The following is a 14454-nucleotide window of genomic DNA, read 5'->3' on the forward strand; positions in this document are numbered from 1 at the left end:
ATCAGCGGGCGGGGCGATCTCACGGATGAACAGTGGGCGTTGCTGGAACCGTTGTTGCCGAAGGGGGCGAAGACGGGGCGGCCGCCCGTCTGGTCTCGCGGCGGCTGATCGACGGCATACGATTCCGGGTCCGTACCGGTGTTCCGCGGCGGGACGTGCCCGTCGAGTACGGACCGTGGGGCCGGATCTATGACCTGTTCCGCTGGTGGCAGCGGGACGGCATCTGGCAGAGGATCTTCACGCGGCTCCAGTCTCTGGCTGACGTGAAGGGTGCGATCGCGTGGGACCTGAGCGTCGACTCCACCGTGTGCCGGGCTCATCAGCATGCGGCCGGGGCCCGCAAGCAGGGTGATCTGCGGAAGGAACCACCGGGCGGTGTGTTCACCGAGCCCGGAGATCACGGACTGGGACGCTCGCGCGGCGGGTTCACCACCAAGCTGCACCTGGCCGTCGAGCAAGGTCAGCGGCCCATGTCGATCGTGATTACGGCCGGGCAGCGCGGGGACTCGCCACAGTTCGAACCCGTGCTGGAGAAGGTTCGCGTGCCTCGCATCGGGCCTGGCCGGCCACGCGTCCGCCCCAACCGAGTCCGCGCGGACAAGGCGTACGCCTCCCGCAGAAACCGCGCCTACCTGCGCCGCCGCGGAATCCGCTGCACCATCCCCGACAAGGCCGACCAGGCACGCAACCGCCAGAAGCTCGGCTCCCGCGGCGGCCGGCCACCGCATTTCGACCCGGTCGACTACCGTGAGCGCCACGCGGTCGAGTGCGGGATCAACCGGCTCAAGAGGCACCGGGCCGTGGCCACCCGCTACGACAAACTCGCGGTCCGCTATGAGGCCACTGTCCTCCTCGCGGTCCGCTATGAGGCCACTGTCCTCGTAGCGGCCATCAACGAGTGGCTGTGATCAGTACCTGTCCCTAGAGCTCGTAGTCCTGGGCCAGTTCGTCCCAGCGAATGCCGCGAAGAGCAAGATCAGCATTTTCGGCCGACGGGACGTCCGGGGTGGCCTGGAACCAGGCCACGATGAGAGCGGAGCGGTGCAGCACTGCGTCGACTTCAGGATCGACCGCTGTAGAGCCGAAAACACCGATGCAAGCCACGGAAGGCAGCACCTCAACGGGGCCGAAGGCGCCAGCGGTCTGGTCCGGGTACTCGCGGGAGGGCGGAACGAGATGCACTGGCGCGAAGGAGAACGCATGCTCGGCCTGTCGCAGGAGACCGCTGACCTTCATGTCGTTGATGCGCTTGCACGGGTAGCCCTCCAACATCCCCCCATAGGTCGTAGACATCCGCAGCTCGGTGAGCTCGATCGAACGACCGGACGAGAGGGCTATGTGGCTCAGCGACATGCCGACACCCTATGTGCATGATCCGCTTCCGATACACGCCCTAGCACTCCAGCCGGACTTCGGTGTATGTCCTGGTCAACGGCTCGGGTGTGGGGATTTCAGCGGGGTGGTGCCGGGTGAGGGGCGGGTTCGCCCGGCCTGCCCCGCGAACGAATGAGCACGCCGTGTGTAGTGGCGGCGGCGGGGACAGCCGCACATGATCTGGGACGTACCTGCCTCCGAGTGGGAACACGGGCTGGAAGAACTGTTCTTGCGGTCGGGCACCGCTTCCCAGTGTCGAGCCCAGACGTCGGATGCCGTGGAGTGGTGTAGCCGACCTTGGCGTGGATGTGTGCGCCTGCTCTGAGCCGTCGGATGCCAAGCACGCCGCACCCCGCCTCCACCTGCATCGGTCCGATACTTCTGCAGCTGAAGCCCAGCCGTTCACACGTCACCACTTCCCACGGTCGAGGTGGGCTGACGTGTCGTCACGAGCAGACGACACGGCAGGGCTTGTTCCTTGACTCCGCCGTCGTCGTCCGGGGTTACCCGATACAGACGAGCCTGAGCCGTGCGCGTCACCGAGTCCGTCAGCACACCACCCGTGAAGAGAGCGCCAACACCGTCCTCCACTGCCCAACCGGCAGGAAGCGCGTGGGTTGCGACGGCCGCCTGATAGGAGGGCCGCCGGCCCGGCTCGCTGTCGTAATGGGGGCAGACCGAGCCAGGCAGCAGGCCCAAACCGTCGGAGAGATGAGTCAGCGGCCCGAAAGAATCGGTATGCGAGCCCTCGGCCCAGCAGTTGGCACCAGCGCTGATACCGCATAGCAGGGTTCCGCGGTCAGAGGCCTCGCGCAACATCCGGTCCACGCCGTGTGTGCGCCACACCGCGAGCAAGTTCGCGGTGTTTCCCCCACCCACATAGATGACGTCCTGAGACAGCAAGAAGGTTCGCATGGCGTCGTCATCGAGGTTCCGCCGAAACAGCTGCAAGACACTGGGCTCGCAGGGGCGTGATTGATAGGCCGCAAGAAATTGCTCGACGTAAGCGGGGGCGTCGCCACTGGCTGTTGGAACGAAGCACACCTTGGGGCGAGGAGTGCGCACCTGCTCGAGCACCCAATCATCCAGCAGACCGTCGTCATCGGTGGAGAAGCCTCCTCCAAGGAGAGCTAGACGACGGTCCGGAACGACAGCCATGCGGGTGCCCCCTCGATTCGTGATTCAGACGACGCGGACGACGCTCCGAACGATGCCAAGCCACCGGCTACAGCCGCAATCGGATAGATCCGCCGTCATCGCGCGGTCCCACCCAGCGACAGGACAAGGCCACGAGCGGACGGAGAGCATCAGCCGGAGGGAAGTTCCCGATCCGGTCCGTAGTCCGGAGGCCACTTCAAGCAGATCAACGACACCCTCGGCCGCGCAGCGGGAGCGCGGTCATCACAGCGGCCGTGGATCGGCTCAGCACCTGGGCAGGCAAGTGCGCCGCCGTCGGGCGACTCCGCGGCGACAAGTTCGCACTCACGCTGCGCCTCGCCCCCGAGCGCCGCCAGACCCGCCTGGCCCAGCTGGTCCAAAAAGCTGCCCCAGCCCGTGGTCCTCGACAACCGCCCCGTCATCCAGGTCGCCGCCTCGGGCTGAGTCCCCACGAAGGAGTGCCTTCGAGGACTCCCCTCCGGGCCTCCAGGCTGCCCTTGCCGCGGGTATCCGCTGTGTGGTCGTTCCCGGAGCACCACTCGAAACCTTGACTTCGAAGGCTGCAACCTCCGGCTCGCACTGTGCAGGGCTTCGAACTGAGCGGCGCCGCGTTCCTGCGACGGCACTCCTGACCGGTCCGCTCGACATCCTTCCCTCGCAGGTCGGGGCAGGTGCGAGCACTGCCCCTGGCCGAGGTCGGTGACGCCGGCGGGTGTGCCGACGGGACCGGAACGTGCCAGGTCGCCCGCTGGTAAACTGGGGAGACGCATCGAAACCGTTGGGGCCCGTACCGAGGGGTACGGGCCTCGACGCGTTCCGGGCGCCAGACCAGGAAGGTTCCCCCCATGAACGCGAAGCCTCCGGCCCTGAAGGGCGAACTCACAACGCCGCAGACGGCTGCCCCCGGCCTGCCGCCGGTCGATTCCTTCGACGCACTCGGGCTGCCGTCGGAGCTGACGGCGACGATGAGCGGCCTCGGCGTGACGGAGCCCTTCCCGATCCAGGCGGCGACCCTGCCCAACGCGCTGGCCGGCCGTGATGTCCTCGGCCGTGCGCGGACCGGCTCCGGCAAGACGCTTGCCTTCGGGCTTGCGCTGCTGGCACGGACGGCAGGTATGCGAGCGGAGTCGAAGCGGCCGCTCGCACTGGTCCTGGTGCCGACCCGGGAGCTCGCGCAACAGGTGAGCGACGCGCTGGCGCCGTACGCGCAGGCGCTGAACGTGCGGCTGGCGACCGTGGTCGGAGGGCTGGCGATCAACAGGCAGGCGGCGCTGCTGCGGACCGGCGCCGAAGTGGTCGTCGCGACGCCGGGGCGGCTCGCCGACCTCGTATCGCGTCGGTCCTGTGATCTGCAGCAGGTGCGGATCACGGTGCTGGACGAGGCGGACCAGATGTGCGACCTGGGATTCCTGCCGCAGGTCTCGGAAATCCTGGACCAGGTCCGCCCCGACGGACAGCGGCTGCTGTTCTCGGCCACGCTCGACCGCAATGTCGACCAGTTGGTGCAGAACTATCTGCACGAGCCGGTAGTGGCCTCGCTCGACCGTGTGGCGGGTTCGGTCACCACGATGGAACACCATGTGCTGAACGTCCACCCCGCCGACAAGTACGCGACCGCGACGGAAATCGCCGCGCGGGACGGCCGAGTCCTGATGTTCCTGGACACCAAGGCCGGCGTGGACCAGTTCACCCGGCACCTGCGGGCCAGCGGCGTACGGGCTGCCGCCCTGCACAGCGGGAAGTCGCAGCCCCAGCGCACACACACGCTCGGGCAGTTCAAGGACGGCGAGATCACCGTGCTGGTGGCCACCAATGTCGCGGCGCGAGGCATTCACATCGAGGCGCTCGACCTCGTCGTCAACGTCGACCCGCCGGCCGACGCGAAGGACTACCTGCACCGTGGCGGGCGTACGGCTCGTGCCGGGGAATCCGGGAAGGTGATCACGCTGGTCACCCCGAACCAGCGGCGGGACGTGAACCGGATCATGACCGACGCCCGGATCCGGCCGACTGTCACCCAGGTGCGCTCCGGCGAGGAGAAGCTGACCGCCATCACCGGGGCGAAGCGCCCGCCGATCGAAGGTAAGGGCAGAGGCAACGCCCCCTTCCGCGGCATGGGCACTCATCCGGGCCGCCCCAAGGAGTCCCGCAAGACGGCCGACGCCCGCAAGACAGCGGAAGCACGCGCGGCGGCCCGGGTGCGCAAGGGCCGCTGACCCGGACGAACTTGCCGGGCGGGGGCCGGTTCGGCGGGGCCCAGCCCGCGTCGCACGTGCCTGCCCCGGCGTCGGTCATGCCTGCTCTCCGCCGCCTGGTGCACGACGGCGGAGAGCGAACTGGGAGCAGTGCCTGCCCTTCCTCGAGCGACAGCCGTGCTGACGCAGGCGTTAGGGGCGGGCTCAGTTCTCCACTACCACTGCTCCCAGTGCAGGACCTGCTCCCGAGGAATCCTGCGTGCCGGCTTGAAGTCGGTGCCGATGGTGAAAGCCAGCGGGATGAAGGCGGCGAGCATCACCTCCTCATAGGGCACTCCGAGCACGTCGGCGAGTTCCTTTTCCAGCGGGCCCTGCGCCGTGGTCCACACGGTGCCCAACCCGCGGGCACGGGCGGCGAGCATGAAGCTCCACACCGCCGGGAGGATGGACCCCCAGGTCATGGACTGGTCGAGCACGGAGGCGCCTTCCGTGCGGCCTTCGACGGCCGGGATGACGAAGGCGGGCACACGGTGGATGTTGTGGTTCAGGTGCCGTAGGCCGTCCGAGATCCGTTCCATGGAGCCAGGGTGAGCGAACATGCGCGGCAGGTCCCGCTCGGTCGGAGGCTGCCCACCTCCGGTCGACAGCGCGCGGCGGAAGATGTCCCCGACGAGGCGGCGCCGGTCGGGGTCGGTGACGACGATGAAGTGCCAGCGCTGCCGGTTGCGCCCCGTCGGTGCCTGTGTGGCCAGATCGATGCACTCGTCGATCAGGGACCGTGGGACCGGGCGGTCCAGGTCGAGGCGCTTGCGCACCGCGCGGGTGGTGGACAGCAGTTGGTCGGGGGTCAGGTCCAGGGTCACAGGAGCCTCCTCGGTGTCGGGCGATGGTGTTGCGGACAGGACTCAGGCGCGGGCCTGGGCCTCGTGGCTGATGCGGGTGCGCAGGCCGATGGACGCGAGGGTGGCGCCGAGCAGCGAGAAGCAGCACTCCTGCGGTGATCGTGACCGCGCCGACTCCGTCGAAGCCCCGGGCTGTGCTGTGCGAGCGGTCCGCTCTCGGCAGCACCATCGGCGCGAGGACCAGGACCAGCAGGGCGATCGGCACCGGGAAGGAGAACACCAGTCGCCAACTGAGCTCGGTCAGCAGCCCGGAGGCGATGAGTCCGCCGCTGTATCCGGTGGCGCCGGCCAGGGCGTAGACGCCGAGCGCTCGGTTGCGCTGCGCGCCTTCGGTGAACGTAGTGGTGATGAGTGAGAGGGCCGCCGGGGCGGTGAGCGCCGCGGCCAGCCCCTTGACCACCCGCGTGACGACCAGCGCCCATCCATCCGAAAGCAGCCCGCCAACCAGGCTTGCGGCGGCGAAACGGCCAAGGAAAGCAGGAACATGCGGCGACGACCGAACAGGTCGGCCATGCGACCTCCCAGCAGCAGGAAGCCGCCGTAGGCGACCGCATACCCCGACACCAGCCACTGCAGCATCCCCTCCGACAGCGACAGATCCCGCCCGATCGCGGGCAGGGCGACCCCCCATCAGCGACAGGTCCATCGAGTCCAGGAACACCGCAGCGCAGAGCAGTAAGAGGGCCACTCCCTTGCGACCATCGGGCTTGTCCACGCCAGACCTCCACCAGAGCAACAATGCTTGGCTAACAGATAGTTGGCGAGCATACGATTCAGATGATTGGCAGTCAAACAATCTGGTGACAGATGATTACTAGTAGGGTGGCGGCAGCCAGGAGGGAGACCACATGCCGTCCACGAACACGGACCGCGCAAGCACCGACTACTTCCCCCGGCTCGCCGCGGAGCGCTTGGACATCGCCCTGTGCCGGGCCTCAGCTGCCGTTGCCCGGGCTGCGGATGCCCGGGCCGGCGCGCTCGGACTCGGCGTCGGCCAGCATCTGGTGCTGAAAATGCTGGCCGAGGTAGGCCCTTGCTCGCAGCGCGTCCTGAGCGACGAACTGCGCATCGACCGCACCGTGATGGTCGGCGTCTGCGACGGCCTTGAACAGGCAGGCCACCTACGCCGTGAGCGAGACGTCGCAGACCGCCGCGCGTACGCCGTCACCATCACCGATTCCGGCCGCCAAATCCTCGCCCAGGCCGAAGATGCTGTGCCCGAGTTCCTTGACGGGACCTTCCATGCCCTCACCCCTACGGAGCGCGGGCAGCTCTCCAGTATCCTCGGCAAACTGCTGCAACCTCGCCCGTGACCGGATCACCCGGCCCTGGACAGGGAGCTCCAACGCTCTGCGCTTGAGGCCCGCTCCGAGTGTCGACAAACGATCGTCTGCCGACACCCGCACCCGTGATCACGAACCCAGACCGACACTGTCGACAACTCGCGTCGGACGAAGGGCTGCACGTGACGTGCCGGTCAGCTCCTCCGAGAAGGACCGCCGCCCCCAAGGTGCGCCGTCGACGGTGACAGCAGGCGTCTCAGCCAGGCCACGAACCAGAGCCGCGCCGTTACCCGGCTCAGCGGCCCGAAGTGGGACTTTGCGTGACTGTGCCCTCGGAACTCGCGGTTATCCGGTCGAGGTCGTGCGCCGCCTTGGCCAGCAGATCGAGCATGGCGAGCTCCGCCCGCGCCGGGTCACGCTCCCGGACCGCGTCCAGCACTGCCTGATGGCTGGGCACCGGGTCGTCGGCCGCGGCATGGGCGTGGACGAGCCGGTCGCGCTCCCGGAGACCTGGTTCGAGCAACATGTCCATGCGCGTCAGCATTTCGTTGCCGGTGGCCGCCAGCAGCGCCCGGTGGAAAGCCGCGTCGGCCTCTGCCGCAGCAGCCGAGTCGGCCTGGGCCCGTCCCATGGCATCCAAGGCACCCTGGAGCGCGGCCAGGTCCGCTTCCGTCCGGTGCAGGGCGGCGCGGTGCGCGGCCGCAGGCTCGACGATGGACCGGACGTCCGCGAGGTCCCGCATCAGCTGTTCGCCGCCACCGCTGTCGACTCTCCAGCGAATGATGTCCGCGTCGAGGAGGTTCCAGCGGCTGCGTTCGGTGACGAAGGTCCCGCGCTTCTGGCGGGCGTCGATCAGTCCTTTGCTCGCGAGGACCTTGAGCGACTCGCGCATGACGGTGAGGCTCACATCGAGCTCCTCGCCCAGCGCACGAATGTCCAGGGTCGCCCCCACGGGGATGCCGCCGCTCACGATGCGCGCCCCGAGGATGTGCACAACCTGACCATGGACACCTCGCCCACTGTAGGACGCCATGTCGCCCTCTCCTTTCGATGCGCGCACCGTGGTGCGCGCGGGTGCGGGTGCTGCCGCGCATGCAGAGTGATCGCATCTTACCGGCACGCATTAATTATGAATACATCTTGACACTGTAGGGGCTCCCGCACACGATGAAGCCACTTCACCGAGCCGCCCACGCAGGAGCCGCCTGTCATGTTGTCGTTGTCCGTACCAAGGTCGTACACACGCGCTACAGGTCCGGCGGGTTCCTGCCGACCTTGAAACCGCTGTACCAGGACCCCGAGCTCCTCGGCGTCGAGGACGAATTCCTGGGCGGCCAAGGGGTGTTCGACGTCTACAGCCGAGCCGCCGCCGACCTGCCCCTCTTCTATCGGGCGCCCGGGATGCAGATCCTGAGCGACGTTCTCGGCGGCCCCGTTCTCGACGCGCTCAAGGGCCGCACCTCTCCAGCGGCCGCGATCAAGGCCGGACTCGACGCCTACCGGCAGCAGGTGAAGCGATGAGCACCTCATCCTCCGCCCCTGTTACTGCTTCCCGCCCCCGCTCCCCCGCAAGCTGACCACGGAAGGCGCGCTCCGCCATGCCCACCCCGCTGCCCGCCCATCTTCCCGCCACCCTCACGATCTCCCTGTGGGACTTCACCTGGTACACCCGCACCGGCCCCGGCGAGCCCTTCGCCGACCTCGACCGCGCCTTCGCCGAAGCGGTCGAGCGCGGATACAACACCGTCCGCATCTGCGCCATGCCGCTGCTGCTCTTCGGCACCGGCCTCGATACCACCAGGCTCCGGCTCGGCCCCCTCGGCGGTCAGTACGGGCAGCGAGTGCGCTGGTACGACGTACGCGGCACCACCGAGATCGACGCGCGGGCCCATCTGCTCGCCCTGTTCGAGGCGGCCAGGCGGCACGACTGCTTCGTCATCCTCTCCAGCTGGGAATACCAGCAGTCGCCCTCCTTCGCCGGTGACCGGACCTGGTTCGACGCGATCATGGCCATCGCCCCCGAGCGCCGGGCGGAGGCACTCGCCGGCGCACTGGCCGACCTCATCGACTTCTTGGCCGCCCACGACGGCCTGGACGAGCGGATCGCCTTCACCGAACTCCACAACGAGGTCCAGGCCGGCCGCCTGGCCGAGGGTCTGACCGATGACGACACCGTCGTGGCCCTCCGTCCCCGCCTGCAACGCGGCCTGGACCAGTTCCGCAAGCGCCACCCCGACCGGCCGGTCACCGTCAACTACGCCCACGTGCCCGTCGGCTCGATGCGAGGTATCCCCCGCGACATCGACGTAGCCGTCTTCCATCCCTACGTCTACGGCGTCCTCGACGAACTCCTCGACGCCTACGCCCTGCGTGACTTCTCGCGGCCCTTCCCCCAGGAACGGGCCTCCCGGGAACTGCTGCGCACCGGAGCGCCCGCCCTGGAGGACTGGGCGCCACCGGAGGAGGACCGGTGGCGCCTCGAAGCGACCGTCGTCGGCCTCCGTGAGGTCTACGTCCACGACTGGTGCGACCCGGACCTCTTCGACGCCTGGCTCTACGACCGCTACGCCGTCCACCGCGCCGCGATGGAGGCGAAGCTCAGCATCTGGATCGCCGCCGCAGCCGACTGGGCCGCCGAGACGGGAGTTCCCTTCATCTTCGGCGAAGGGTGGATCGGCTACACACCACTGCACGGCAGCTTCGAGGAGGGACCGGTCGGCGCCGCGTTCTGCCACCGCGCCGTCACCGAAGCCGCCCGGGCCGGAGCACGTGGAGCCGTCGTCTGTTCCAACGCCGCCCCCCAGCACCCCATGTGGCAGGACATCCGCCTCCAGCAGGAGTGCAACGCCCTGCTGCGCGACCTAACCGCCCTCTGACACGCCCTAAGCCGTGCGGGCCGCGCGCATGTGCGCGGCCCGCACGGCCCACGCTCACATGTGCCGGTCACTGCTCCTGCTGGAGCGGCGGGTCAGAAGACTCGATCGGCGAAGACGGAGGAAGCAGGCGAAACGGCCGGCGCAATGGCATCGCACCGAGCTATCAGTACCGCACCGTCGAGTGGCTCCGGTTCCTCCAAGCCGATGGCCGCCGTGGTCACGAGGAGATGCTCACCGGTCAGGCAGACACTGGACGGCTGGACGGCAGGCACCGGGACCGCCAGCAGAAGCGTGACATCGGGGGCGTAGCAGCGGATCTGCCCGGCGCCCCAGATCGCGCTCCACAAGCGGCCCGCGGTATCCACCGTCATGCCATCCGGGCGGCCGACCGCGGGCACGTCGTACGCCGTCATGGCACAACCTCTCGGCCCCGCAACCGTGTCGCCACGGGGTGTGTTCGCTCGGGCAGGATCAGCGGATGGCGCTGCCGGGGGCGGCGTCCAGCAGGGCCAGTTCGTCCCGGTGGGGCAGCCCTTCCCAGTCGCCGCTGGAGGCGACGGCGAATGCCGCGGTGGTGGTGGCACGCTGGAGCCTGGCATCGGGATCGAGGGCGTCGATCAGGCCTGACAGGTACCCGGCGCAGAAGGCGTCGCCCGCGCCGACGGTGTCGGTGACCGGCACGGGGCGGGCGGCCGCGTGCACCGGGACCGCCCCGGGGAGGTACAGGTCGGCGCCGTCCGCGCCGCGTTTGACGACGACCTCTCCGATGCCCGCCCCGAACAGGTCCGCGATCAGGTCTGCTTCCCCTCGCTCCGGGGACGTCCCGGGGGCGGCGGAGAGCAGGGGAAGTTCGTCGTCGGACGCGATCACGACATCCACGTAGGGAAGCAGGAGGTGCAGTGCCGTTGTGGCGGCCTCGTGGCTCCACAGCCGCGTGCGGTGGTTGACGTCGAGAGTGACCGTCCAGCCGTGCTCCGCGGCGTACTCGGCAGCGGACCGCACCGCTGCAAGAGGGCCCTCTCCCAGGGCGCAGGTGATGCCGGTCAGGTGCAGGATGCGAGCACCCGCTTCCAGGGCCGGGGTCAGGTCCTCGGGCCGCTGGCGGGAGGCGGCGGAGCCTGAGCGCCAGTAGTGCACCCGCGCCAGGTCGGCGACGCGGCGCTCCCGGAGCATGGCGCCGGTCGGCGCCTCCGGATCCGTCGTGGCGTGGCTGGTCCCGACCCCCTCGCCGCGCAACGTGCGAAGGATCAGTCGGCCCGGCTCGTCCCTGCCGGTGCGTCCGGCCCACGAGACGCGGTGGCCCAGCCGCGCCACGCCCACAGCGACGTTGAACTCGGCCCCCGCCACTGTCGTGCGGGCCGTTCCATCAGCACCTAGCGGCCCATCGGTCTGCAGCGACAACATGGCTTCACCGAAGGTGAGGACTTCCACGGCCGGAGAGTTCACGAGCGGGCCTCCGTACGGCAGACACTCAGGAAGTCCTTCGCCCGCTTCCGCAGGGCGGCCAGGTCGCCGCCGTGAGGGGCGTCACCGGCGAGCGGGCTGCCCACTCCCACGGCCACAGCTCCTGCCGCGAAGTACTCCGCGGCCGCCTGTGCGTCAACGCCGCCGACCGGTACGAACGGCAGGTCGGGGAAGGGGTCGCGCAGGGCGCGGAGATACGCGGGGCCGCCCAGCGAGGCGGGGAACAGCTTGACGGCACTCGCGCCTCCGGTGCTCACCGCGACCGCTTCGGACGGGGTGAGCGCACCCGCCAGCACGGGCAGGTGCCGGGCCACGGCCTCCTCGAACCCACCGCCGAGCGCGGGAGTGACGATCCAGGTCGCGCCCGCTTCCTGGGCACGCCGGGCATCGTCGGCAGTGACGACAGTCCCCGCCCCGATCGCGATGGACGGGTCGACAGCGTTCGCCGCTCGGGAGATGACCGTGAGGGCGTCGACCGTGTTCAGGGAGACCTCGATGAGCCCGATGCCCTCCTCCGCGAGGGCCAGAACGGTGCGCATCGAGGCTTCGGCATCGCGGCCTCGCACGATCGCGACGAGGCGGTCGCGGCGCAGCCGGGTGGTGAATTCGTCTGTTTGCATGTGGGCTTGCTGCTCCATGAGGTGGTGACGTTACGTGTGTGTCCAGTACGGACATCAGGGCGGTACGGCGGCCAGGGCGGTGGCCGGCTGATCACCACTCGGCGAAGGAGCCGTCCGGATGGCGCCAGATCGGACCACGCCAGTCCGGTGTTCTTCCGTCGGCCGCCCGAACGACTCCCTCATCGACCTCGATCCCCAGTCCCGGCCGGGTGGGCCGGTTCAGATGCCCTTCGTCGAAGCGGAAGACCTCTCGGTCGACGACGTAGTCGAGCACCTCGGCACCCGCGTTGTAGTGGATCCCGATGCTCTGTTCCTGGATGAGGAAGTTCGGAACGGAGAAGGCGATCTGAAGGCTGGCGGCGAGGGAGAGCGGCCCCAGGGGGCAGTGCGGGGCCACCAGTACGTCGAAGGTCTCCGCCAGGGCCGCCATCCGACGCACCTCGGAGATGCCGCCGGCATGCGAAAGGTCCGGCTGCAGAACGGCGATACCGGCCTGGAGGGCGGGCAGCGCGTCGGTCCGTGAATAGAGCCGTTCTCCCGTGGCCACGGGGATCGGCGTCGCCTCGACGACATCGCGCAACCGGTGGGTGTGCTCGGGCAGCAGGGGTTCCTCGACGAACAGCGGATTCAGCGGCGCAAGGTGCGGCAGGACCCGGCGGGAGTTCGCCACGTTGAACCGGCCGTGGAAGTCCATGGCGAAGTCGCGGTCGGGACCGAGGACCTCGCGGGCCGTCGCGGCTCGCTGGACGACGGCATCGATGTCACGGGTGCTCGCGATCCGGTTCATCCTGCCGGAGGCGTTCATCTTCACCGCGGTGAACCCGGCCTCCACCTGCGCCTGGACGGCGTCGGCGATCTCCTCCGGTTCGTCTCCGCCCACCCAGCTGTAGGCCCGCACCCGCTCGCGGACCGGCCCGCCAAGGAGCACGTGGACGGGGACCCCCAGCGTCTTGCCGGCGATGTCCCACAGCGCCTGGTCGAGTCCGGCGACGGCGCTCGAGAGAACTGGGCCTCCTCGGTAGAAGGAGCCCTTCGTCATGACTTGCCAGTGGTCCTCGATACGCATCGGGTCCTTGCCGATGAGGAGTTCGGCGAGCTCGTGGACGGCGGTGCGCACGGTCGCCGCTCTCCCCTCGACGACCGGCTCGCCCCAGCCGACGACGCCGTCGTCGGTCTCCACGCGGCAGAAGAGCCAGCGGGGTGGTACGGCGAAGGTCTCGACGCGTGCGATCTTCAAGAAGGTGCTCCAGGAGATGGCCGCGGGCAGCGCGGCTTCGGATGAGGCCGGGTTGGTTCAGGAGCGACGGGGGCTCCGGAGGACCGCCGTTCAGGACGAGTTCTTCATGACGCTCCATCCGCCGTCCACGACGAGCGACGCGCCGGTCATGAAGGAGGCGTCGTCGCTGAGGAGGAAGCCGATCGTCGATGCGATCTCCTCCGGCCTGCCGAGCCTCTTCGCGGCGGTCTCCTCGGCCGTGGCACGCCGGTCGGCCTCGTCGATGTCCTCCCACGCCTGGGTCAGCACCGGCCCGGGCAGGACGGAGTTGACGCGGACCTGCCCTCCGTACTCCACGGCGAGCTGCCGGGCCAGCCCGGTCAGACCGGCCTTGGCCGCGGCGTACGCGGGGCGCCCGGGCAGCCCCACGAGCGCGTGAACCGACGAGACCAGGACAGCACTGCCGCCGGTGGCGCGCAGATCGTCGAGGCAGGCACGGAAACCCAGGTAGGAGCCGGTGAGCGAGACCGCGAGCTGACGGTTCCACTCCGCCGCATCGATCTCGTCGGCCGCCCCGATCCGTACGGTGCAGGCGTTGCTCACCAACGCGTGGACGGGACCGAACGCCTCACGAGCAGCATGAACCGCCGTCTGCCACGACGATTCCTGGGACACATCGCAGTGCTGGAACAGCGCCCGGCCACCGGCATCACGGATCCCTTCGGCGACCTGCCTGCCGGCGTGCGCATCGATGTCGGCGAGCAGCACACCAGCACCCTCCGAGGCCAGCCGCCGGGCCGTCGCGGCACCGATGCCGGACGCGGCGCCGGTCACCAGGACGCAGCGCCCCTCGAAGCGCCTGCTGTAGGTCGAATGCAGTGGATCCACGAACGGTCTCCAGGTACATGGCAGGTGAACAGATCAACGACATTAAATATTAATTATTGGTTTGCGCCAAGGGTTGCGCGGTGTTCTCATAACCAGCCATCGGCACCGGGACACGCGATCCGCGACCTCGCCGGTCCGTCGAACAGACCCTGACGCAATCTGCCTCAAGATATTGACGGACGCTCAAGCCTGCACCAAAGTGCTCGCGTTGCCGGATTCCAGGCCGTACGAAACTCCGTCGACCGAGTAGGGCGACAGTTTGAGCCGATCGTCACCGAGCTGGCGGACGGCGTCAGTGAGGTCGACGTTGAGGCCCGCGAGATCGGGTGTGTTCCCGTCCTTGATGGCGGTCCGGAACGTCTTTGTGTGGTCGGGTCGTGGGTCCGCAGCCTGACCTGCGCGCGTCCTGACCGCAACGGGGCGGCCGAGGACGTGCCGCATCCCGCGAGGAGCCCCGGCCCGCAACCCCCGCAGCGCG

Annotated in this window: 14 protein-coding genes and 1 pseudogene; 5 read left to right on the plus strand and 10 right to left on the minus strand. The window is 69.0% G+C overall.

Annotated elements, in window-relative coordinates:
- A protein-coding gene (locus OG257_RS04255; RefSeq protein ID WP_443054550.1) for an IS5 family transposase occupies positions 1 to 908 on the plus strand; the annotation gives its coding sequence in 2 pieces (ribosomal slippage) (positions 1 to 84 and positions 87 to 908; 906 coding nt in all).
- Between the two features lie 13 nt (positions 909 to 921).
- Here the strand turns inward: OG257_RS04255 and OG257_RS04260 are convergent.
- Together OG257_RS04260 and OG257_RS04265 are read right to left on the minus strand one after the other, a co-directional pair.
- Positions 922 to 1353, minus strand: a complete 432-nt coding sequence (locus OG257_RS04260) for a hypothetical protein (protein ID WP_329204848.1) — start codon at positions 1351 to 1353, stop codon at positions 922 to 924.
- A 423-nt stretch (positions 1354 to 1776) separates the two neighbouring features.
- Entirely contained in the window at positions 1777 to 2532 is a 756-nt protein-coding gene (locus tag OG257_RS04265) for a peptidase E (RefSeq protein ID WP_329204850.1), read from the minus strand.
- Between the two features lie 845 nt (positions 2533 to 3377).
- Between OG257_RS04265 and OG257_RS04270 the strand changes: the two genes are divergently transcribed.
- A complete protein-coding gene (locus tag OG257_RS04270) occupies positions 3378 to 4748 on the plus strand; it encodes a DEAD/DEAH box helicase (protein WP_329204852.1) in 1371 nt (456 codons plus the stop codon).
- A 194-nt stretch (positions 4749 to 4942) separates the two neighbouring features.
- On the opposite strand, the gene OG257_RS04275 is transcribed toward OG257_RS04270, so the two are convergent.
- On the minus strand, positions 4943 to 5590 hold the full coding sequence (locus tag OG257_RS04275) for a nitroreductase family protein (RefSeq protein ID WP_329204853.1): 648 nt from the start codon (positions 5588 to 5590) through the stop codon (positions 4943 to 4945).
- A gap of 169 nt (positions 5591 to 5759) precedes the next feature.
- Positions 5760 to 6208, minus strand: a pseudogene (locus OG257_RS04280) (MFS transporter); the annotation flags it as partial.
- A 269-nt stretch (positions 6209 to 6477) separates the two neighbouring features.
- Between OG257_RS04280 and OG257_RS04290 the strand changes: the two are divergent.
- On the plus strand, positions 6478 to 6942 hold the full coding sequence (locus tag OG257_RS04290; protein ID WP_329204855.1) for a MarR family winged helix-turn-helix transcriptional regulator: 465 nt from the start codon (positions 6478 to 6480) through the stop codon (positions 6940 to 6942).
- 265 nt (positions 6943 to 7207) lie between these two features.
- Here the strand turns inward: OG257_RS04290 and OG257_RS04295 are convergent, their stop codons facing one another.
- Entirely contained in the window at positions 7208 to 7945 is a 738-nt protein-coding gene (locus OG257_RS04295; protein WP_329204857.1) for a FadR/GntR family transcriptional regulator, read from the minus strand.
- Between the two features lie 242 nt (positions 7946 to 8187).
- Between OG257_RS04295 and OG257_RS04300 the strand changes: the two genes are divergently transcribed.
- Both OG257_RS04300 and OG257_RS04305 read left to right on the plus strand, forming a co-directional pair.
- Positions 8188 to 8433, plus strand: coding sequence for a hypothetical protein (locus OG257_RS04300; RefSeq protein WP_329204859.1), 246 nt, complete (start codon positions 8188 to 8190; stop codon positions 8431 to 8433).
- A 77-nt stretch (positions 8434 to 8510) separates the two neighbouring features.
- Positions 8511 to 9788 carry a cellulase-like family protein gene (locus tag OG257_RS04305; protein WP_329204861.1) on the plus strand — a complete coding sequence of 426 codons (1278 nt, stop codon included), beginning with the start codon at positions 8511 to 8513 and terminating at the stop codon, positions 9786 to 9788.
- 92 nt (positions 9789 to 9880) lie between these two features.
- On the opposite strand, the gene OG257_RS04310 is transcribed toward OG257_RS04305, so the two are convergent.
- From OG257_RS04310 to OG257_RS04330, 5 genes are all read right to left on the minus strand, one after another.
- Entirely contained in the window at positions 9881 to 10201 is a 321-nt protein-coding gene (locus tag OG257_RS04310; RefSeq protein ID WP_329204863.1) for an SMP-30/gluconolactonase/LRE family protein, read from the minus strand.
- Between the two features lie 58 nt (positions 10202 to 10259).
- Entirely contained in the window at positions 10260 to 11234 is a 975-nt protein-coding gene (locus OG257_RS04315) for a sugar kinase (protein ID WP_329204864.1), read from the minus strand.
- Complete coding sequence (locus OG257_RS04320) at positions 11231 to 11872, minus strand: bifunctional 4-hydroxy-2-oxoglutarate aldolase/2-dehydro-3-deoxy-phosphogluconate aldolase (protein WP_329204866.1); 642 nt, start codon at positions 11870 to 11872, stop codon at positions 11231 to 11233. Before OG257_RS04320 ends, OG257_RS04315 begins: the two co-directional genes overlap by 4 nt.
- Positions 11873 to 11963: 91 nt before the next feature.
- Positions 11964 to 13109: a galactonate dehydratase gene (gene dgoD, locus OG257_RS04325; protein ID WP_329204868.1), complete on the minus strand. Its 1146-nt coding sequence runs from the start codon at positions 13107 to 13109 to the stop codon at positions 11964 to 11966.
- Positions 13110 to 13199: 90 nt separating this feature from the next.
- On the minus strand, positions 13200 to 13976 hold the full coding sequence (locus OG257_RS04330; RefSeq protein ID WP_329204869.1) for an SDR family NAD(P)-dependent oxidoreductase: 777 nt from the start codon (positions 13974 to 13976) through the stop codon (positions 13200 to 13202).
- Positions 13977 to 14454 lie beyond the last annotated feature (478 nt).

This window comes from Streptomyces sp. NBC_00683 (genome assembly GCF_036226745.1).
In the GTDB taxonomy this organism is placed as follows: Bacteria; Actinomycetota; Actinomycetes; order Streptomycetales; family Streptomycetaceae; genus Streptomyces.